The 21507-nt window shown below is 36.7% G+C and carries 20 protein-coding genes and 1 riboswitch; of the genes, 5 read left to right on the top strand and 15 right to left on the bottom strand.

Going from position 1 to position 21507, the window contains the following annotated elements; translation table 11 throughout:
• Positions 1 to 249: 249 nt before the first annotated feature.
• The 10 genes from BM212_RS08015 to BM212_RS07970 form a co-directional block, all read right to left on the bottom strand.
• Complete coding sequence (locus BM212_RS08015; protein ID WP_091897981.1) at positions 250 to 1638, bottom strand: UDP-N-acetylmuramoyl-tripeptide--D-alanyl-D-alanine ligase; 1389 nt, start codon at positions 1636 to 1638, stop codon at positions 250 to 252.
• 26 nt (positions 1639 to 1664) lie between these two features.
• Positions 1665 to 2717 (bottom strand): D-alanine--D-alanine ligase, encoded by a 1053-nt coding sequence (locus tag BM212_RS08010; protein ID WP_091897979.1) that lies wholly within the window; start codon positions 2715 to 2717, stop codon positions 1665 to 1667.
• 188 nt (positions 2718 to 2905) lie between these two features.
• Positions 2906 to 3160, bottom strand: a complete 255-nt coding sequence (locus BM212_RS08005; protein WP_072693996.1) for a type B 50S ribosomal protein L31 — start codon at positions 3158 to 3160, stop codon at positions 2906 to 2908.
• 234 nt (positions 3161 to 3394) lie between these two features.
• Positions 3395 to 4654: a transcription termination factor Rho gene (gene rho, locus BM212_RS08000; RefSeq protein ID WP_091897977.1), complete on the bottom strand. Its 1260-nt coding sequence runs from the start codon at positions 4652 to 4654 to the stop codon at positions 3395 to 3397.
• A 34-nt stretch (positions 4655 to 4688) separates the two neighbouring features.
• Positions 4689 to 5963, bottom strand: a complete 1275-nt coding sequence (locus BM212_RS07995; protein ID WP_091897975.1) for a UDP-N-acetylglucosamine 1-carboxyvinyltransferase — start codon at positions 5961 to 5963, stop codon at positions 4689 to 4691.
• 69 nt (positions 5964 to 6032) lie between these two features.
• Positions 6033 to 6581 (bottom strand): biotin transporter BioY, encoded by a 549-nt coding sequence (locus tag BM212_RS07990; RefSeq protein WP_072693990.1) that lies wholly within the window; start codon positions 6579 to 6581, stop codon positions 6033 to 6035.
• A 174-nt stretch (positions 6582 to 6755) separates the two neighbouring features.
• Positions 6756 to 7613: a class II fructose-1,6-bisphosphate aldolase gene (fba, locus tag BM212_RS07985; RefSeq protein ID WP_072693988.1), complete on the bottom strand. Its 858-nt coding sequence runs from the start codon at positions 7611 to 7613 to the stop codon at positions 6756 to 6758.
• Positions 7614 to 7808: 195 nt separating this feature from the next.
• The gene (locus tag BM212_RS07980; RefSeq protein WP_091897973.1) at positions 7809 to 9419 is read right to left on the bottom strand and encodes a CTP synthase; all 1611 of its coding nucleotides are present in this window, start codon (positions 9417 to 9419) and stop codon (positions 7809 to 7811) included.
• Between the two features lie 554 nt (positions 9420 to 9973).
• On the bottom strand, positions 9974 to 10546 hold the full coding sequence (gene rpoE, locus BM212_RS07975) for a DNA-directed RNA polymerase subunit delta (RefSeq protein ID WP_091897987.1): 573 nt from the start codon (positions 10544 to 10546) through the stop codon (positions 9974 to 9976).
• Between the two features lie 125 nt (positions 10547 to 10671).
• Complete coding sequence (locus BM212_RS07970) at positions 10672 to 11115, bottom strand: YwiB family protein (protein WP_177206389.1); 444 nt, start codon at positions 11113 to 11115, stop codon at positions 10672 to 10674.
• A gap of 187 nt (positions 11116 to 11302) precedes the next feature.
• On the opposite strand from BM212_RS07970, the gene BM212_RS07965 reads away from it, so the two are divergent.
• From BM212_RS07965 to BM212_RS07945, 5 genes are all read left to right on the top strand, one after another.
• Positions 11303 to 12142 carry a lipoate--protein ligase family protein gene (locus BM212_RS07965; RefSeq protein WP_091897969.1) on the top strand — a complete coding sequence of 280 codons (840 nt, stop codon included), beginning with the start codon at positions 11303 to 11305 and terminating at the stop codon, positions 12140 to 12142.
• 120 nt (positions 12143 to 12262) lie between these two features.
• The gene (locus BM212_RS07960; RefSeq protein WP_091897967.1) at positions 12263 to 13609 is read left to right on the top strand and encodes an HD domain-containing protein; all 1347 of its coding nucleotides are present in this window, start codon (positions 12263 to 12265) and stop codon (positions 13607 to 13609) included.
• A 20-nt stretch (positions 13610 to 13629) separates the two neighbouring features.
• Positions 13630 to 14439, top strand: coding sequence for a sugar-phosphatase (gene yidA, locus BM212_RS07955; protein ID WP_072693981.1), 810 nt, complete (start codon positions 13630 to 13632; stop codon positions 14437 to 14439).
• A gap of 124 nt (positions 14440 to 14563) precedes the next feature.
• Positions 14564 to 15001 (top strand): organic hydroperoxide resistance protein, encoded by a 438-nt coding sequence (locus BM212_RS07950; protein WP_091897965.1) that lies wholly within the window; start codon positions 14564 to 14566, stop codon positions 14999 to 15001.
• 130 nt (positions 15002 to 15131) lie between these two features.
• Entirely contained in the window at positions 15132 to 16427 is a 1296-nt protein-coding gene (locus BM212_RS07945) for a Y-family DNA polymerase (RefSeq protein WP_091897963.1), read from the top strand.
• 81 nt (positions 16428 to 16508) lie between these two features.
• Here the strand turns inward: BM212_RS07945 and BM212_RS07940 are convergent, their stop codons facing one another.
• The 5 genes from BM212_RS07940 to BM212_RS07920 all read right to left on the bottom strand — a co-directional run bounded on the left by BM212_RS07940 (position 16509) and on the right by BM212_RS07920 (position 21161).
• Positions 16509 to 17084, bottom strand: coding sequence for a folate family ECF transporter S component (locus BM212_RS07940; RefSeq protein WP_083540472.1), 576 nt, complete (start codon positions 17082 to 17084; stop codon positions 16509 to 16511).
• 122 nt (positions 17085 to 17206) lie between these two features.
• Positions 17207 to 17305: riboswitch (THF riboswitch) on the bottom strand.
• 42 nt (positions 17306 to 17347) lie between these two features.
• Complete coding sequence (locus BM212_RS07935) at positions 17348 to 17932, bottom strand: 5-formyltetrahydrofolate cyclo-ligase (protein WP_091897961.1); 585 nt, start codon at positions 17930 to 17932, stop codon at positions 17348 to 17350.
• Positions 17933 to 17945: 13 nt separating this feature from the next.
• A complete protein-coding gene (locus BM212_RS07930; protein ID WP_091897959.1) occupies positions 17946 to 18809 on the bottom strand; it encodes a bifunctional 5,10-methylenetetrahydrofolate dehydrogenase/5,10-methenyltetrahydrofolate cyclohydrolase in 864 nt (287 codons plus the stop codon).
• Positions 18810 to 18823: 14 nt separating this feature from the next.
• On the bottom strand, positions 18824 to 19474 hold the full coding sequence (locus BM212_RS07925) for a cyclodeaminase/cyclohydrolase family protein (RefSeq protein ID WP_091897957.1): 651 nt from the start codon (positions 19472 to 19474) through the stop codon (positions 18824 to 18826).
• A gap of 19 nt (positions 19475 to 19493) precedes the next feature.
• Positions 19494 to 21161, bottom strand: coding sequence for a formate--tetrahydrofolate ligase (locus BM212_RS07920; protein ID WP_091897955.1), 1668 nt, complete (start codon positions 21159 to 21161; stop codon positions 19494 to 19496).
• Positions 21162 to 21507: the final 346 nt, after the last annotated feature.

Genomic DNA, 21507 nt, shown 5'->3' with positions numbered 1-21507 from the left:
TCAGCATCTATTGAGGGTAGTTCGTCGTCTCTTTTTCATATAAAGACCCTACTGTTCGTATCCGAAACACGCGATGCGACACACCAGGGTTTTAAATTCTTCTTGACTCATATTTTATTCTCTGTGTTCTATCTTTGATTATTTAATCAAAAACAAATTAAACAATATCGAACCATTGTTCAACAGACATCATAGCATGCATACTTTTTATTTTCAACTTATTCTAAACATATTGAGAATGAATACGTTTTACATTAGGGTTTTCTTCTTTAATTTTTCAACAACCTCTAAAATGTTTGTTCCCAGACTAGATTTCAGCAAAACAATATCTTCACTCTGGATAGTTTTCCTAAGATAATCAACCATGGGTTTTTTATCCCCTGAAAAATGCCTGATTTTTTCAAGATTGAAGGAACCTTTCACTTCATTATAAACAGTTCTCATTTTTTCTCCATAAAGTATTAAATAATCAATAGAAGCAGCACCGATAGAAGCAGCTACATCACGATGTAGTTCCTCACTTAGTTCTCCCAATTCTAAGATATCTCCTAAAACTACTATTTTTTTACCGTTTGTTTCGATCGTAGCAAAGTAATTTAGAACAGCTTTCATCGAAGAAGGACTTGCATTGTAAGCATCATTTAAAAGTTGAGATCCATTAAAGCCTTCGATCCATTCAAGACGATTTTTTGTTAATTGAAATTGTTCTAACTTTTCAGCACTTGCTTTAATAGAAATTCCAAATTCTATTCCAACTAATATTGCTGCTAAAGCATTTTGAACATTATACTCTCCTGGTGTCGGAAGCGTAATTTTTAATTCTGGAGCAAGGTTAACTGAAAACTCGGTTGAACGACTCTTCACTTCAATCTTTGTAGCATACAAATTTTCCTTATCCGTTCTACCAAAAGTTCGAACTCTTTCTTCTGGTAATATAGCTGTCCGTTCTGCAAGTAAAGGTTCTTCTCCAGGATAAATCAACACTCCATCAGATTTCAGCCCATCTACTATTTCCATTTTGGCATCTGCAATTCCATCTCGTGAACCAAAGAATTCGATGTGTGATTCCCCAATCATGGTTATTACTGCTACATCTGGCTCAGCTAAAGTAGATAGAACATGAATTTCATCCGCCTGGCTCATGCCCATTTCTAAAATAATCGCTTCAGTCTCTCTCGGCATTCCTAGTATCGTGTAGGGTAATCCAATGTGGTTATTAAAATTGCCTACTGTTTTGTGGGTCTTATACTTAGCTGAAAGTACTGCTTCAGTCATGTCTTTTGTAGTAGTTTTACCGTTGCTACCAGTTATTCCAACTACTTTTGGGTTCACCTTTTTTAGATACCATTTTGCGAATTGCTGCAAAGCTTGTAAGGTATCTTTTACTTGAATAATCGGAAAATCTTTTGGTGCTTTTTCAACAGGTTCACTCCAAAATGCTGCGCTAGCACCATTTCCAATTGCACTATCAATATATTCGTGACCATTACGTTCAGCTATCAACGGTACAAACAAGCTTCCTTCTGATAAATTTCTAGAATCAAAAGAAATATCTGCAATGTTGATTAAATGGTTCTCAGTATGATAGATTACTCCATCTGTGGCTTCCGCTATTTCATTTAGTGTCCATTTTGTCATTTTACTCTCTCCAATAACCCTGATAACTATCTATCCTTTAAAGATTGATTTTGTCTAGCTTTAAATCTACGTAATCCTAACTGTATCATTTCTTCGATTAGATCTCCGTATGCTAATCCTGTTTTTTCCCATAATCTAGGATACATACTATAATTTGTAAAGCCTGGGAAAGTATTTACTTCATTAATATAAATCTCTTCATCTGCCGTCAAGAAGAAGTCCACACGTGTCAGACCATTTCCATCAATTGCCATAAAAGCTCTTGCAGCATATTCTCTCAAAGTTTTAGTTATTTCTTCTGATAGTTTTGCTGGAATTTGGGGCACAACTTCGTTTGATATATATTTAGACTCATAATCATAAAACTGCTGTTTCTTAACTAGTTCTCCTGGAACTGACGTATTGATATCTTCGTTTCCAAGTACGGCTACTTCTATTTCTCGAGCTTGCACGCCTTGCTCAATTAATACACGACGATCATACTCAAACGCTTTTACAACAGCATCCACCAATTCCTCACGATTTTTCGCTTCTGAAATCCCTACACTTGAACCCATATTAGAAGGCTTTACAAACATAGGATAGGACAAGATACTTTCGGCTTCATTTATAACCAGCTCTTGATTAGCATTCCAGTCTGTACCTTTTACTTGATAGTAAGGAACGATTGGCAATCCAGCTTCTTTGAATAAAACTTTGCTGATAATTTTATCCATTCCAGTAGCACTAGCTAAAACACCGGCACCCACATAAGGTATTTCAAGTACTTCTAGCAATCCTTGAACTGTGCCATCTTCGCCATTGGGACCATGCAACACTGGGAAAACAATCGTATTTTCTTTTGGAATATCAGAAAAATGAATGTCCTCTCCTATTTCGTCTAAAATCAAATCTTGAGAAGAATTGATTTGGCTAGGATCTGTAATTTCTGCACCTTTTAGCCATTTGCCTTCTCGCGAAATATAAACAGGTGTTACAGTATAATAGTTATAATAGATTTCTTTTAGTATTGAATAAGCAGATAAAATCGAAACATCATGTTCTGCGCTTTTTCCTCCATAAACTAGAAAGATATTCATTTTATTTTCTCCTTTATATTCCCTTTGCTCTAGTATGATTTTTGCATAATTCTGGTAAGGTATTCTATCGATTATTTTAGCAACAAAACCAAGCTTAAACAACTAAAACTATAAACAGGCTATATAAATCTTTTAGATTTAAGTAAAAAAAAAGCTCTGGATATCCAGAGCTTTTCTTATGGGTATGATTATTCATTTTCTCCCAAATTGTATTTCTTGTTGAAACGGTCGATACGTCCATCTGCTTGTGCAAATTTTTGACGACCAGTATAGAATGGATGAGAATCAGAAGAAATTTCCATACGAATTAATGGATATTCGTTTCCATCTTCCCACTCAACTGTTTCATTAGATGATTTAGTTGAACCTGACAAGAATTTGAATCCTGTAGTAGTGTCCATAAATACGACTTGATGATATTTTGGATGGATTTCTTGTTTCATATTCTTTTCACTCCTTATGCCATAAAATCTATACGATTTCATAGTTGTCTTTTATCATAAACGTTAGTTTTACGATTTCTGTCCCGGCAAAAGCAGGTAAATTACGCTGCTTTTTAAGTTATATGCAACACTAAATATAATAGCATGATTAAAAAGTGCTTGCAATGGTTTTCTACATCCTTTAACATATTTTCTTTTCTTATATAAATGAATATACTTTTTTTAGACATTAATTTACTTTTGTTTTAATATCTTTTGTACAAATTGTTCATTATTCTTATGTCTTCGCAATGTTTTGATAAACTGATCTGTATATTCTAAAGAATCATTTCTCATGCCCCTGCGCAATTTATAGACAGCGTCATACTGATCTTTCGTTAGAAGCATTTCTTCCTTACGCGTACTGGAACGTCTGATATCGATTGCCGGAAAAATTCTGCGTTCAGCAAGATCTCGTGAAAGATGAAGTTCCATATTTCCAGTTCCTTTAAATTCTTCGTAGATTACATCATCCATCCGACTGCCAGTATCCACTAATGCTGTAGCAACAATGGTTAAACTGCCACCTTCTTCTACATTTCGTGCAGATCCAAAGAATCGTTTAGGACGGTATAAAGCCGCTGGATCGATTCCTCCACTCAGCGTACGACCGCTTGGCTGTTCTACTAGGTTATATGCTCTAGCTAATCTTGTAATGCTATCCATCAAGATTACTACATCTCGCTTATCTTCAACCAGGCGTCTGGCACGCTCCAATACTAGTTCACTGACTTTAACATGATTTTGTGGCTGCTGATCAAAAGTTGAATGGACGACTTCTCCATCAATACTTCTTTCAAGATCCGTCACTTCTTCTGGACGCTCATCAATAAGTAAAACAATGAGTTCAACATCAGGGTGGTTTTGTTTGATTCCATTCGCAATCTCTTTTAGAATTGTTGTCTTACCAACTTTGGGAGGAGCTACGATCAGCCCCCGCTGGCCGAATCCTATTGGCGCAATCAAATCGAGTATACGGGCGGAAAGTTCATTTGGGGAAGCTTCAAGTTGAATTCGTCTATCAGGATATAATGGCGTCAAAGCTGGAAAATGTGGTCTTTCACGTGCTTCTTCTGGATCTTTTCCATTTACTTGACGAACATTCATTAATCCATAATAGCGCTCACCTGATTTAGGCGGTCTAGCCGTACCTGTTATTTTATCGCCATTTCTTAGACCAAAACGTGTCATTTGAGAAGCTGATATATAAATATCTTCATTACTATGAGAATAATTTATTGGACGTAAAAATCCAAAGTCCTGATTATAAATTTTATCTAACACACCTGACACTTGGAAATATCCTTGTTTTTCCTCTTGAACTCGAAGAACAGCCAAAGATAATTCCTTTTTATTCATCTGGCTGTAGTATGGAATTTTAAGATTCTTAGCAAGTTCATAAATTTCCTTTAATGTCTTTTTCTGCAAATCGTCAAACGTTAAAAAATTGGCCACTGTTGTTTCCCCTATTCATTATTCCTTATTTTCTTTACTCTGTTATTTCTATATCTTCCATTTGAATATCTGCTCCAAGTGCTGTCATTTTTTCTACTATGTGAGAATATCCTCTTAGAATATTTTCAACTCCAGTTATTTCAGTTTCACCCTTAGCAATCAAGCCGGCAATCATCAGACATGCTCCCGCCCTTAAATCACTAGCCACTACTTCAGCACCATCCAATTTATGATTTCCTTCAATTAGAATGGTATCACTCGTAATACGTGCATTTGCACCCATTCGATTTAATTCCGGAATATGTTTAACTCTTTTAGGATAAATAGTATCCATAATCATTGATTCGCCTTCTGCCATCATTAAAAGTGGTGTAAAAGGTTGTTGCAGATCTGTTGCGAATCCCGGATAAGGAAGTGTTTTGATAGAAATCCCCTTTAACTTTTGCGTTGCCTTAGTTATACGCACAGAATCTTCTCCAATTTCCATTGGTACTCCCATTTCCTCCATTTTCGCAATTAATCCTTCCATATGTTCTACAATTACATTCTTAACTAATACATTCTCACCTGCTGCTGCAGCCATAATCAGATAGGTTCCGGCTTCGATACGATCTGGTATTACAGTATGGCGGCATCCATGCATCTCTTCTACACCATCGATCCGAATGATATCTGTACCAGCGCCTCGGATTTTAGCCCCCATATTATTCAAGAGTGTTGCAATATCAATAATCTCTGGTTCACGTGCGGCATTCTCTATAAACGTTCTACCTTTTGCTTTAACAGCGGCAAGCATGACATTAATTGTTGCTCCAATAGAGACTACATCAAAATAGATTCTTGAAGCAATTAATCCCTCTTCCTGTGTTTTTAAATACATTGCGCCCATTTCATTCTCAACAGAAGCGCCTAACGCTCGGAACCCTTTCAAATGCTGATCAATTGGTCTCGGACCCAGGAAACATCCTCCAGGTAAGCCGACAACTCCTTGTCCAAATTTTGTCAATAAGGCGCCCATAAAATAGTACGAAGCACGTAGACTTTTAATTTTTCCGTTTGGCATGGGAATTGAAACCATTTCTGAAGGATCAATTACTAATGTAGATCCATCAAATTCTGTTTTAACTCGCATTTCATTGAGAATTTCAATAAGAGAATGAACATCTTGTATATCTGGAACGCCTTCTAATGTAACAGGAGAATCTGCTAATATAGCTGCTGGTATTAATGCAACTGCACTATTTTTAGCTCCTGAAATAGTCACTTCACCCATTAATGGTTTTCCACCATTGATTATTATTTTCTTCATAATTGCTTCTATAACCCTCTCTTTTAAGAAAATTATTTATCTTAGTCTGAATTATTTTACTCTTTGGAGTTAAGCTGTACGAATCAAAACACCTTCAAGTCGGCGACAAACGATGCCGGCTGTAAATGCTTTGACCATATCGATCGGTAAAAACGTTGTAATGTTTGTTAAGATGATTGTCTGCCAGGTTATAGGGGTCTGGAGATAAATATTCATAATGACATATTGATAACTAATCCCGATTGCATATAACAATAAAATCCCGATCATCATTGTACTGATCATTTCCATACTTGATGATTTCTTTCTGTGTAGTCTTCCTACAACTAAACTAACAAGTACTGCACCAATGATGTATCCAAAAGCTGGAGACAATATGCTTTGAAACCCACCTGATCCACCTGCAAACACAGGAAATCCAATTAGCCCCAGAAACATGTAAAGTAAAATTGTTAAAGCTCCTTTAAATTTCCCCATTAAAGCAGGGATCAATAAGAAAAAGAAAACTTGTAGAGTAATGGGTACAGGTCCTACGGGAATGACAAAAACAGATGCAACAGAAAGCATGGAAGTTAACACAGCAATTTGTACGAGGTCTTTGGTTGATAATTTTTTCAAAGGAATCTCCTTTGCTTTTCATAGTTTTAAACACAAATAAGTATAAACAATAAGCCTTTATAATACAATACAAAAAGCAAGAATGATATATTCCTGCAATCAGTTTTTGTTCCTATGTAAAACGACGCCTGAAAATATCAGGCGTCGTTTTATTATTGATTCTATTAAGCAGAATTAAGCTTGGTTAGAAGAACCGAATTCTTGCATTTTAGCTTTAGTTGTTGCAGTAATATTTTCTTTACCCGGTCCGATTACTTTACGAGGATCGTATACTTTGTCATCATTAGCAAGAACTTCACGAGTACGTTTAGTCCATACTTGTTGTAATTCAGTGTTAACGTTGATTTTAGTATGACCAAATTCAATTGCTTTTTTAATTTGGTGAGTTGGGATACCAGATCCACCGTGTAATACTAAAGGAGCTCCAGTTAATTCAGAGATTTCTTTCATTTCGTCGAATCCAAGTTTTGGTTCTCCATCATAGTCTCCGTGAACTGATCCTAAAGCAGCTGCTAAAGCATCAATTTTAGCTTCAGTTACCATACGTTTACATTCTTCAGGATCTGCGTACATTACGCCACCAGTAATTCCATCTTCAGTTCCGCCTACAGATCCAACTTCCGCTTCAACAGAAACACCTTTTGAGTGTGCATATTCAACAACTTTTCTAGTTGCTTCAATATTTTCGTCAATTGGGAATTTAGAGTTGTCGATCATTACTGAAGAGAATCCTGCATCGATTGCTGCAGTACATGTTTCAAGTGAAGATCCGTGATCCAAGTGTACCGCTACAGGTACAGTAATGTCCATTTCTTCCATTAAAGCATCTACCATAGCTGTTACAACTGAGAACCCACCCATGTATTTAGCTGCCCCTTCTGAAACTCCTAAAATTACTGGAGATTTTTCTTCTTGAGCTGCTGTTAGAATAGCTTGAGTCCATTCTAAGTTATTAATGTTGAATTGTCCTACAGCATATTTTCCTTGTAAGGCTTTGTTCAACATTTCTGTCATACTTACTAAACGAGTCATGCAATATTTCCTCCTTAAATTTTTCGCACTTTTAAACCGAGGGTTTACTATCGGTTTCCACTATATTATATACAAAATTCACAAATAAAACTAGTCAAATCTAGAGAAAATGGATTGAAATCGGTTTTACGGTTTCAATCCATTATTTTTTTTAATTTAATTAGACTTTCTTCCATTTTCTCATAATAATACCATTTATTTATTAAGGTGATTTTGTAAGGATTTCGCAACAAATGCAGCAAAAAGTGGTTGTGGGCGATCGGGTCTAGAAATAAATTCTGGATGGAACTGACAACCTACGAAAAATGGATGATCAGTAATCTCAACAATCTCTACTAACCGGTTATCTGGAGATACCCCTGAGAAGACAAGACCGTTAGATTCAAGAATTTCTCTATATTCATTGTTAAATTCATAACGATGTCTGTGACGTTCTTGAACCACTTCCTGGTTTCCGTAAGCTTCAGCTGTTACTGTGTTTTTTTCTAGCTTACATGGATAAAGTCCTAACCTTAGTGTCCCGCCCATCTCTACAACATCTTTTTGATCTGGCATCAAGTCAATAATGTTGTGTTCAATATCTGGATCAACTTCCGCAGATCCTGCGCCTTCGATTTTCGCAACATTTCGAGCATATTCTATTGTAGCTAGCTGCATACCTAAACAAATTCCAAAATAAGGCACTTTATTTTCTCTAGCATATTGAATTGCTAATAATTTTCCTTCAAGTCCTCTAGAACCAAATCCTCCAGGTACTAAAATACCATCAACATCTTGAAGTTTACTCATCAATTCAGAAGGAGCTAATTTTTCTGCATTAATCCATTTGATTTCAATATCGGAATCTACTGCGTAGCCAGCATGTTTCAATGCTTCCACAACTGACAAATAAGCATCTGGAAGTTCAACGTATTTTCCTACGATAGCGATTTTAGTTGAGTATTTTAAGTTTTGAACTTTTTCTTCTAATTTTTTCCACTCTGTCATATCTGCTTCTGGAACATCCAGCTTCAAATGATCTACTACAATCTGATCCATATGCTGTTTTTGTAGATTCAATGGAATAGTATATAACGTTTCTACATCTAATGATTCAATTACTGCTTTAGGATCAACGTCGGTAAATAAAGCTAATTTATCTTTTGTATGTTGATCTAATGGGTATTCAGTTCTAACAATCAGTAAATTAGGCTGAATCCCTAAACTACGCAGTTCTTTAACACTATGTTGAGTAGGTTTAGTCTTCATTTCCCCAGCCGCTTTCAGATAAGGGATCAGCGTTGTATGGATATACATTACATTATCAGAACCTACTTCACTCTTCATCTGACGAAGCGCTTCAAGAAACGGGAGAGATTCGATATCTCCAACTGTACCACCAACTTCAGTGATGATAACATCTGAATCTGTAGTCTGGGCTGCACGCATGATTTTCTGTTTAATTTCATTTGTGATGTGTGGAATAACTTGGACAGTTGCACCTAGATAATCTCCACGTCTTTCTTTATTCAAGACTTCTGAATAAACTTTTCCTGTCGTTACATTAGAATACTGGTTTAGATTAATATCGATAAAACGCTCATAATGACCTAGATCTAGGTCTGTTTCTGCGCCATCATCAGTTACAAACACCTCTCCGTGCTGATAAGGACTCATTGTTCCAGGATCCACGTTGATATAAGGATCGAATTTCTGAATCGTTACTTTCAAACCTCTGTTTTTCAATAAACGTCCAAGTGATGCTGCTGCAATTCCTTTACCGATTGAAGAAACTACGCCACCTGTTACAAAAATATATTTTGTCATTAAAAATCCTCCTGTTATAGCATTATAGAAAGCTGAACGCACCGGCCAGCCCCGAAAAGAAAAATAAAATCTCATAGGAAACGTCGGCTTCCCTAGCGCTCGTCGACACGACGCAAAACAAAGCGGTAAAGTTGTCTCCCTTTGGTCGAACGACTCTGTCACCTACATTGTTTTGAACAGCCATATCAATGCATTCCTCGCAATTGCTCTAGCCGTTTGAACGTAGTGATTTACGGGTAGTACGAAGCAAATACATCGAGCGCGTAAGCCGTTATCTTTCTCTCGAGGGGGTGGCACGTGAAGCTAGATATTTTATTAATAGGTAAGGTTGGGAAAAATAGAAAGCTCCCTATTCTTTAGTAGAATAGGGAGCTTGATATATATGTGTTCCGCTCTGCCCTAGAGTTGATCCAACTCAACTTTTCTTGAAAAGTTTATAGTCCAACCTCTTAGGGTGCCCAATAAATATAATATAGACTTCCTTGTTATTCGTCAAGGATTATTTTCTTGAATTTACATACATTCAATGTAAATTCACTTGCATTATTAAGTGTTTACTCGTCTTCTTCATCTTCATCATCTAGAACATCATCGTCATCGACTACTGTAAGTCCTACGATATTCTCATCTTCTTCGTCTTCATCACCCAGGTCTTCCAAATCTTCTTTGTATTCTCCAAGGTCTTCTTCATCTTCATCATCTACCATCACGCCGTGCTCATCAACAGCTACACGTTCTCCGTAGTCGACTCCGTCTTCCTCTTCTTCGTCATCTAATTCTTCGACATCCACATCATCAAATCCTTGACGATCTTTACGGCGAGGTTTTTCATCTTCTTCATCATTGTCATGCGTGATTTCTTCATCAATCGAATCAATTGGATACCACCCACGCAGTCCCCAACGATTAGACCCCAAAGAAATAAAGCGTCCGTCAATATTTAAGTCAGTGTAAAATTGGATCATTTCAGTTTCTAATTCATTATCACTTAACTCTAGATATTCAGCTACTTGTACTAATAAATCATTATAGTTTGTTACTTCTCCAGTTTGTTCTAATATAGCATGTGCTACATCTACCATCGCTAATTCTTTTTTTGATTGTCCATCGAATTGTTTGAGTTCCAAAACCCACACGACCTTTCTGATCTATACTCCTATTCAATCATACCACTTATTCATTTATGACGACCGAAAATTATTACCTGAATTTGGTCCAAGTAATTTTATGGCATCTAATTTATACTACCTTATCACGTTGTAAAACGCAATCTAATTTGATAAGAACCTAAAACTTCTCCATTAAAATGTAGTTTATAATTAACAGCGATTCTTCCAGCAAACGGACGATCATAGTAGCTAATCTTAAGACTCTGCGTTTCGATATGAATCGGCATGATCCCCATAGGTGTTTTATATTGTGTTTCTGTTATTTGATCACTACTGAATGTTAACCGTGTTTTATTTTCTCCTCTACGGATCAAGTTAACTACTCCGTCGGGATTAATTTTTACTGTAACAGGTACTGCGGGCTCATTTGGGTAATTTTCTTCATATCTAATATAATAGCTATTGTTCATATAAATGACACGCCCTTGTTCTTCAAAGACATGATGATGAGTTTCTTCATTTTGAACATAAGAAGTTTCCATAATAACTTCTGCCGGCATACCATTCGTTAATTTTTTTGAAGGCACAGATGAATCTCCTTTCAATATTTCTGATTTCATATGCAATTAAACCATTCATTTTATACGTTTTAGTTTATCATAAAATTACTAGAACGTCTCTTACTTCCTTTTCTTTATTGTAATGTAGGCAAAAAAATGATTCTTTGTTATACTGAACATATAGAAAACAAAGATTATTGAAAGAAGATTTGACATGACTTTACTAAACGAAATTCCTATTCCTACTCAAGGACCTTTTTTACTATATGATTCAAATTCAGCGCCCTTTTCATTGACATCATTATCGCCTTTTGCACTGACAGATGCTTTCATTGAATATTCTGTCACTGTAAAACAACCCATTCTTCACTTTTGGTCCACAGATCCACTAGTCCTGTTAGGCATGATGGATACAAAATTACCATTTTTCGAACCCGCTTTATCTGTTCTAAGCGATGCTCAGTATGATTATATTGTTAGAAATTCTGGCGGATTAGCTGTGGTAAGTGATCCTGGGGTCCTCAACCTATCTCTCATTTTTCCTGAAGAAGAGCACCGTATATCTATTGACGAAGGATACCGTCGGATGCATTACTTGATTGAGCAAGCTTTCAAAGACTACGGAAAAACAATTAATGCTATTGAGATAGCTGATTCTTATTGTCCGGGTGAATATGATTTGAGTGTTGATGGTAGAAAGATAGCCGGAATCGCTCAACGACGCATCAAAGGCGGAATCGCTATTATGATCTATCTCAGTGTTAATGGAGATCAAGCTAAGCGCGGGGAATTGATTCGAAAATTTTATCAAAAAGGATTAGCTGGAACAAAAACAAAATGGAACTTTCCAACCGTTAATCCAAGTTCTATGACAACTTTAGAAGAAGCTTTCGCTGCTCCCTTCACAATTTCGCAAGTTAAACATAGTATTACTTTAGCCTTGCAGAAAATGAATAATGCACAGTTGAGTGCTGGAATATATACCGAATTGATACAACAAAGTTATTTTATCGGAATGGAAAAAATGAAAAAACGTAACGAAAAATTATTATGAGAAAAAAACAATACGAAGACAATAAACTTTGCTGAATAATAGAGAGGAGTTGTCTGCCTGTCGTGCCAGCATGCTAAGTCTTTCTAGCAATAATGGGGCTAGCAGCGACAGCAGAATGATATGAGTGCAGATAGATTTGAACGAATCGACCGGTTGCCTTTTGAAAAAGTTTTCAAAGATCCTGTACATGATTATATCCATGTTAGACATAGGATTATACTCGATCTGATCGACACCAAAGAATTTCAGCGTTTACGCCGTATCAAGCAATTAGGTACCGCTCAATTTACGTTCCATGGTGCTGAGCATTCTCGCTTTTCTCACTCACTTGGAGTGTACGAAATTACTCGTAAAATCGTGGATATGTTCGAACGAAATTATCCTGATGAATGGGACCCGAGTATGCGTTTGGTCACATTGTGTGCTGCTTTGTTACATGACTTAGGACACGGCCCTTTTTCACATACTTTCGAAAAAATCATTGGTTCTGATCACGAAAAATTTACAACAGATATCATTTTGTCTGAAGAAACAGAGATTCATGAAGTTTTAAGTCGCGTTTCTCCTGACTTTCCGAATCAAGTAGCTAGCGTGATCACTAAAGAACACAAAAATCCACAAGTTGTTCAATTGATTTCCAGCCAAATAGACGCTGACCGAATGGATTATTTACAGCGTGACGCTTTTTTTACTGGAGCAACATATGGTGCTTTCGACCTATCCAGAATATTGCGAGTGATCCGCCCTTATAAACATGGAATTGCATTTCAGTATCAGGGAATGCATGCTGTAGAGGATTATATCGTCAGCCGTTTCCAGATGTATATGCAGGTCTATTTTCATCCAGCTTCTCGAGGAATGGAAGTGACTTTAGATCGGTTGCTTTACCGGGCCAAGTCCTTATATCAAGAAGAAAATCTGTATCCTCATTTTACTCTTTTAGATCCGTTTTTTAAAGATAAGTATACAATTGAAGACTATCTTAGATTAGACGATAGCGTCTTACAAACTGCGATCAATTTATGGACAACTAGTGATGATGCTTATCTAAGTGAACTTTCAACAATGTTCTTAAATCGAAGGCCATTTAAATCCGTTGCTTACGAAAAAGGACAAGATGAATCCATCGTTGAAAAACTACGTGATATCGTGGGTAATCTGAAGTATGACAAAGAACTCTTTACTCGAATCAATAGTAGTTCAGATTTACCTTATGATTACAAATTAAAGAGTAAAACACCTATCCATCTAATGTATGCAGACGGGACACTAATCGAATTAAGCGAAGCAAGCCCTATTGTAAAATCTCTTAGCGGAAATCTACATGGAGACCATCGTTTATATGTCCCGAAAGAATTCCTTGAAGACAATCAGAAAAATAAAGAAGTCAGTATGTTCCAGGAAGACTATGATGAATTCCAGAAATATATCATAAATGATCGAATCAAAAATCCAAATAAAAACTAGAAGTGGAGACTGAATAACGCATGAAAATTGAGTTAATCGCAATAGATATGGATGGTACCCTTTTAAATCCAGAACGAAAAGTAACTGATGAAGTCAAAAAAGCCATTCATGAAGCAAAAGAAGCTGGTATAAAAATCGTTTTATGTACCGGGCGTCCTTATCCCGGGGTAATTCCTTATTTAGAAGAACTGGATCTCAAAAATTCTGGTGACTTTGTCATTACCTACAATGGTGCTCTTGTTCAAAAGACAGATACAGAAGAAATTATCTCACACCATACAATGAGTCATGGAGATTACCTAATTATTGAAGAAGCAGCCAGAGAAAACGGCGTGCACTTTCACGCTATTCGAAATGATGGTATCTATACTCCAAATAAAGATATCGGAAAATATTCTGTACTAGAGTCTTTTATTAACGAAGTTCCTTTATTCTATAGTGCTCCCGAAGATATGGACAAAGAAATAGCCTATAATAAAATGATGATAATCGATGAAGAAGATCTTTTAGAAGCAGCTATCGCCAACCTTTCAAAAGATTTATGGGAACAATATACGATTTTACGAAGTGAGCCATTCTTCTTAGAATTTCTGAATAAAAAAGCTAATAAAGGAATCGCGCTCGAAGATTTAGCAAATAGCTTAAACATTCCACGAGAACGAGTTATGTCTATCGGTGACGGCGGAAATGATGTTCATATGATTGAATACGCTGGAACAGGTGTAGCAATGGGGAATGCAAGAGATGTATTGAAAGATGTAGCAGATGTCTTCACAACTTCGAATGCTGAAAATGGTGTTGCAAAAGCCATTCGTGATTACGCTCTATAATTCCGGAAAATATAAACTGTCTTCTATTATTTAGAAGGCAGTTTTTTTGTGAACGTATTGTTTTTCGCTTCAGATAATGAGTGTTATACTTTTTATAGATTAAAAATTAAAGGAGAGATTTAACATGGCAGAGCAACCAGTTTACACAACTTCATCCGTCAATACAGGTGGGCGAAGTGGAGAAAGTCATACTCCAGATCGTTCATATGAAGTTAACATCGATACCCCTACACAAATGGGTGGAAAAGGTAATGGTACCAACCCTGAGCAACTCTTTGCACTAGGTTACAGCGCTTGTTATCACTCTGCACTAGATCACTACAAACGTGAAGAAAAAATCAAAAACAAGTCTCAAGTAACATTAACCGTTCATTTACTCAAAGATCCTAGTGATGGTGGATTCAAGCTTGGTGTAGAAATTGAAGTTGGAATCGAAGACATGAGTGAATCTGAAGTTGAAGAATTAGCGAAAAAAGCACACCAATACTGCCCATATTCTAAAGCTACAATGGGAAATATCGATGTATCAGTCAGTGCAGTACCTTATGTAGAAGGTAAATAATCTTATAGATTGACTAAGACTAGGCAAAAAATTGCCTAGTCTTTTTTTGTTGTAAACTATTTTTCTTGACTAAGGGAATATATGTTCCTATAATTAAAAGGAACCTATATTCCCTAAAGGAGCAATCACTATGATCCAGCGAATGGATTATACTCATGAACCAAGACGCAACATACTATGTATTGACGTAAAATCTTTTTTTGCTTCCGTTGAAGCAGTTGAACGTAACCAGCATCCACTTGAAGCTTATATTGCAGTAGTCAGCAAACCTGAAAACAATGGCGGACTGGTACTTGCTTCGTCTCCTATGGTTAAACAAACTTATGGCATCAAAACAGGGTCTCGGGTTTTTGATATTCCAATACACTCCAAAATTCAGATTGTTGAACCTAGAATGGCTTTTTATTTAGAAAAAAATATTGAAATCCTTAATATTTTCAAACAATTCGTCACAAATGATGATCTATTAGTCTACAGTATTGACGAATCTTTTTTAGACATTACTCACTCTCATAGCCTTTTTGGAACAGCTGAAGAAATTGCAAAAAAAATTCAGTATTTAATCTGGAAAAAAATGAATTTAGTTGTAACTGTAGGAATTGGAGATAATCCCTTACTAGCAAAACTTGCCTTGGATCATGAAGCAAAACATAATAAAACAAAAAATTTCATCGCACACTGGCATTATGAAACTGTTGAGGATACAGTTTGGAAAGTCCATCCTATGTCTGAATTCTGGGGAATCGGCTCTAGAACCGAAGCTCGTTTGCTGCGAATGGGTATCTCTTCTATTTATGAATTATCACAGTTTGATGTTCGTGTATTGAAGAAAAAAATTGGTATAATCGGCGAACAGCTTTTTTATCATGCTCACGGCATTGACCGAACTCGTTTATCAGAAACTTTTGTACCTAAATCAACTTCTTATAGTAAGAATCAGATATTGAATCGGGACTATCTTGATAAACATGAAATAGAGATTGTCATCAGAGAGATGGCTGAAGAAAATGCTATGAGACTACGTCGACATTGTGTAACTACGAGTCTAGTAAAATTGACATTAGGCTATTCCAAGTATGTTGAAGATAAAGGCTTTAGTCATCAGATGTTAGTGGAAGCAACCGATTCTTCCCGAGAATTGATTGCTTCTTTGATCTTGTTATTTGAACGTCACTATACTTATCAGCCTGTACGAATCATCAATGTCACTTACGGTGATATAAGACCAAAACAGGCTTTACAGTTAAACTTATTTGAACAACCGCAGAACTCAATTGATCGAGAAGAATTGGATAAGACAATTGATCATATCCGTCAAAGATATGGATACACTTCCCTATTGCATGCTAGCAGCTTGGTTCGTGGTGGAATGGCACTACAACGAGCAAAGTTATTAGGCGGACATCGTTCAGGTATTCAGAAATAAAATCCTCATAAAAAAATCGCGCTTAGTTTGAAATCAGCGAAGCAATCGCTTTTCAAATTAAGCACAATTTCATTTTATTTATTATTTTTTAGCTGTTGAATATTTCTGGTATACACTTCTCAACTGTTTATTGTTCACTAAAAACCAAATCGTCAAAATACGCACAACTATAGTGACTGCATTTTGAATAAGTCGAGGCGGCAGAATAACAGCTATCGGATTTTCTGTAATAATCGAAATCCATAGTGTGTTTAGGGTAAGGTTAATAAATATTGCTATAAATGCTTCTACAGCTACCACTCTCCACAAATGAATTTCTTTTTTATGAAGAAAAATGCCATAAGCTACTCCGCCTAATAAAGCTGAAAGCGTAAATCCAGGAAAGAATCCCCCGGCTCCCCCGCCAACCATAAAAGCTAAAATATCTGCTAAAGCAGCTGATATTCCGGCAATAAACGGTCCAAATAATATCCCGATCAAAGCAATCGGTAAATAAGAAAAAGTAATTCTTACAATTGGTGTACTGACTCCGACTCTACTTAACGCTAAGTTCATTGCAATAAGCACACCCACTATGGCTAATTCTCTTGTTCCTATTTTCCAGTTTGATCGATTATTTTTCTTTTCATATAAATTATTATTCTGATTATTTGTCATTCGAAGATCTCCTTTAATTTTAATTGCGTACCGTATGAATAAGATACAGTTTTCGTCTGCTGATTATTTCAAGTCAGACAAAATCCAATTAAAGAGTCCTCGCTAAAAAACTACTATAGCTTTCAAGCGGATGCAGAGAGGAGTCGCAAAACACAATTGCTTTTTCGTCTGAGGGCAACATCCCATCCACTCAGCACTTAACGCTCGCCTCTTACTCTTTTGTATTCTAGTTTATACGTAAGGTCAGGTTATATTCAGCTATTCTACTTACTTTGTTCAGTTGAAACTGTTGAGAAAATGCCCCTTTCTGTAATTAAATAATTTACTGGTACATCATGTGTCTCTACTGGAATTGTTGTTACTATTTGATCTGAATGCAGCAGTGACAGCGTCGGATTAGAATAATCCATTAAAAAGCGATCATAGTATCCTCCACCAAATCCTATTCTATATCCTTTTTCTGTAAATGCAACACCTGGAACTAGCATTAATTCGATATGATCTTTACGGATTTGTTTTGTTTGTTCAACAATTGGTTCCCTAATATCAAAATATCCCACTTTGACTTGACTAAACTGTTCAATTTGATAGAAATTCAATTCTCTAGAAGCATGTATAGATTTAGGAACACCTACTTTTTTACCTTCTTGCCATGCCCTTTTTATAATGGGTGTCGTATCCCACTCAAATCCTTTAGAAAGCGTCACACCAATCACTTGCGCCTGTTTCCATAGTACTGAGGAAAACAAAGTTGTATAAAGTGTTTGTTCGATTGACTTTTTCTTGGTCTCTGAAAAAGACTTTAGAGTTAAAATAACTTCATTACGAATTTTTTCTTTTTCTATCATATGATCTGCCTTTCTACTGATTTTTCTGTTCTGTCACTAATGTCCAGGCAGCTTGGACGACTTGTTCTGCAAGTACAGCTGTCGTTATCGTACCTACTCCGCCAGGAACCGGAGTAATTGCAGCCGCTTTTGGCTCGACTTTATCATACTGAACATCTCCATAGATTTTACCATCCATTTCTCCATACCCGACGTCTATAACAATAGCTCCATCTTTGATATGGTCAGGCGTTACTAAGTGAATTGCTCCCGTTGCAGATATAACAATATCCGCTTGCCTTGTGTACATTTTCAAATCTTTAGTATGTACGTGACAATTAGATACAGTGGCTTCTGCATTCAGCAACAGCATCGACAGAGGCTTCCCCACCACTGGGCTGCTTCCTATTACACAAACATCCGCTCCTTTTAATTCTATATCATAATAGTCCAATAATTCCATGACTGCTCTTGGTGTACTTGGCCATAGTCCGCTAAGATTATTTTCCACTAACTTCCCAAGATTAGTTGGTGTCAATCCATCTATGTCTTTTTCTGGATTAATACGCTCAGCTATATCATTTCTAGAAATACCTTCCGGAAGAGGCTGCATGACAAGAATACCGTGTATGTTTTTGTCTTCATTCAATCTATCAATAACAGAGAGAATATCCTCATATACTGAGTCTGCTGCAAAAGTAAGAGAAGATACTTCGATTCCAACTTGATGCATTGCTTTGATTGCAGCGGATTCATAGGCTATTGAAGAAGAATCCTCTCCTATTCGTACGATTGCTAACGCAGGCAGGCATTGAATAGATTTCAAATCTTCTACCACTTGCTGTGTCTGTTTATTAAGCTTTTCTGCTACTGCTTTTCCTTTTAACACTTTTACCATTACTGCACTCCTCTTTAATCTAACGCTGGCCACTTTTTATGCACAAGATAATATTTAGTATCTGCATAGATTTGATCTGCTTTTGTTTCCCCTTGAACAAGATAAGCATTTCCCAGCCCTTCTAACTCTATTTTAATTTGTTCATTTTTTATGAAATCAGTATTGACTAGTACATTCAGGTAAGCGGATTGTAACGTTGTTTTAGCAAACAAAACACCTACCGCAATATCGTTAACTATTGATCCTTTGATATCTATTCGTCTAAGTTCTTTGTACAAGTCGATCAACTTCAATGTTTCTTTCATCATTTCCAGCGGCGGTTGTGTCGCTCCCTTTAATCCTGACTCAATTGCTTCTTGACGATTTCTGATTTGCTCATCTGTTTCTTTGGGCAGTTTGTAAGCCTTGGAGACCGGTTCAAAGGCTACCGCATCTTCTTCACTTAATGCTTCAAATCGAGTGCGGATTTCTTTCGTTTCTTTGGTAATTCTTTCTAAATCATTTTTATACTCTTTGAAATTTTTTTTATCCTTTTGAATATCCGAGACCATATGACCTAATGCTGAGCTCATTGCTCCGATTATGGCTGTTGCACTACCTCCGCCAGGCATGCCTTCTTTTGACTGCAATTGATTAAGATAAGCAGATATTGATTGCTCTATCATATTAAATGTCCTCTCTTTACTAAAATAGTCCCGTTATTTTTCCTTCCTCGGTAATATCTATTTGTTCAGCAGCTGGTTTTTCCGGCAATCCGGGCATACGCATGATATTCCCTGTTAAAACCACTATAAATCCTGCTCCTGCAGAAATTGACAGTTCTCTAATATTTACCTCGAAGTCTTTTGGCCGCCCAATTTTTGTTGCCTGATCTGATAAAGAGTACTGTGTTTTAGCCATACACACTGGAAGATTTCCGTAGCCTAATGCTGTCAGTTTGTCAGCGGTTTTTCTAGCTTTACTTGTCCATTCAGTACCTGATCCTCCATAAACCTTCTGAACGATTTTTTCAATTTTTTCTTCAATCGTATCATTCAAGTCATAAGCAAAGCTCAATTGAGAAGGCTGGTCACAAACTTTCACAACTTCTTCAGCTAGTGCTATCCCTCCTTCACTTCCTTTGGCCCAAACATCAGACTGGATAACTAATATATTTTTCTTAAAACAAGCATCTTTAAGAAGTTTCAGCTCCTGCTCTGTATCTTTTGGAAAAGTATTAATTGCAACAACTGCGTTTTGTCCAAAAACAGTTTGAATATTCTCAACGTGTTTAAGTAAATTAGGTATTCCTTTTTCTAATGCTTCTATATTTTCTTCGTTCAAATCACTTTTTGCAGCACCGCCATGCATTTTGAGCGCTCTAACTGTCGTCACAATTACCACAGCATTCGGCTCCAGTCCACCCATTCGACACTTGATATCCAAAAACTTTTCAGCGCCCAGATCAGCACCAAATCCTGCTTCTGTTACGACGTAGTCTGCGTGTGCCAATGCTGTTTTTGTAGCTAATAAACTGTTACATCCATGAGCAATATTGGCAAAGGGACCGCCATGAATAAATACCGGGGTGTGCTCTAACGTCTGAACTAGATTCGGTTTTAATGCATCTTTTAAAAGTGCTGCTACTGCACCTTCAGCTTTAAGATCTCCAATTGAAACAGGATCATTATCGAATGTATAACCTACTATACAGTTGCGAAGCTTCTGCTTCATTTCACCAATTGAATTGGATAAACAAAGAACAGCCATAATCTCTGATGCCACGGTAATATCAAATCCATCTTCTCTAGGCATCCCATTAGCATGTGCTCCGATTCCGCTAATCAGTGAGCGTAATTGACGATCATTCATATCGATTGCCCTTCTCCAAGTAACTCGTCTAGGATCTATCCTTAGTGAGTTACCTTGGTAAATATGGTTATCAACCATCGCTGCTACCAAATTATTCGCGGCCCCGATAGCATGAATATCTCCTGTGAAATGTAAGTTCAGATCTTCCATCGGCACAACTTGTGCATATCCACCGCCAGCTGCTCCGCCTTTTAATCCAAAAACGGGACCTAAAGAGGGTTCTCTTAATGCTAGCGCTGCTTTTTTTCCAATCTTTTGCAAGGCATCTCCTAGCCCGACAGAAGTAGTTGTCTTTCCTTCACCTGCTGGAGTTGGATTGATCGCTGTAACCAAGATTAGTTTCCCTTTTTCTTTTGATTTGATTGCTTCTGCAGTTGTGATTACTTTTGCTTTATATTTCCCAAAGTGTTCTAACTTATTTTCCATGATCCCTAATTTCTCAGCAATTTTTTCAATCGGCATCATTGTTGAAGCTTGTGCAATTTCGATATCAGTTTCCATCTATTCCCCTCCGGTTATAAAGCAGTAATTACCAATTTTTTTGTTTTTTCGTGTTGTTTTAATGCAACTATCGTTGCTCTATCAATTAAAATACAAAAAGGCACCTCTTCCCCCCCTTAATCTGATAAAATGAAGTTCACTAAAACAAACATTCATCACTTAAGGAGTGAAAAGAGATGCCTAATCTACTTCAGATTATCATGTATTTAGTTAATAAAATCAAGTGGCAAAACAGTTTAATTCAACTTTTAAACGATTATATTACTTGGCTTGAAGATGCGGGTGATCGACCACCTAAAGGGACCGATATCACAAAGCTTGATTACAACAAATTGACCCTTGATGA

The organism is Marinilactibacillus piezotolerans (assembly GCF_900114235.1).
In the GTDB taxonomy this organism is placed as follows: domain Bacteria; phylum Bacillota; class Bacilli; order Lactobacillales; family Carnobacteriaceae_A; genus Marinilactibacillus; species Marinilactibacillus piezotolerans.
The sequence above is the reverse complement of the archived record's forward strand: the minus strand, read 5'-3'. Positions and strand labels throughout refer to the sequence as shown.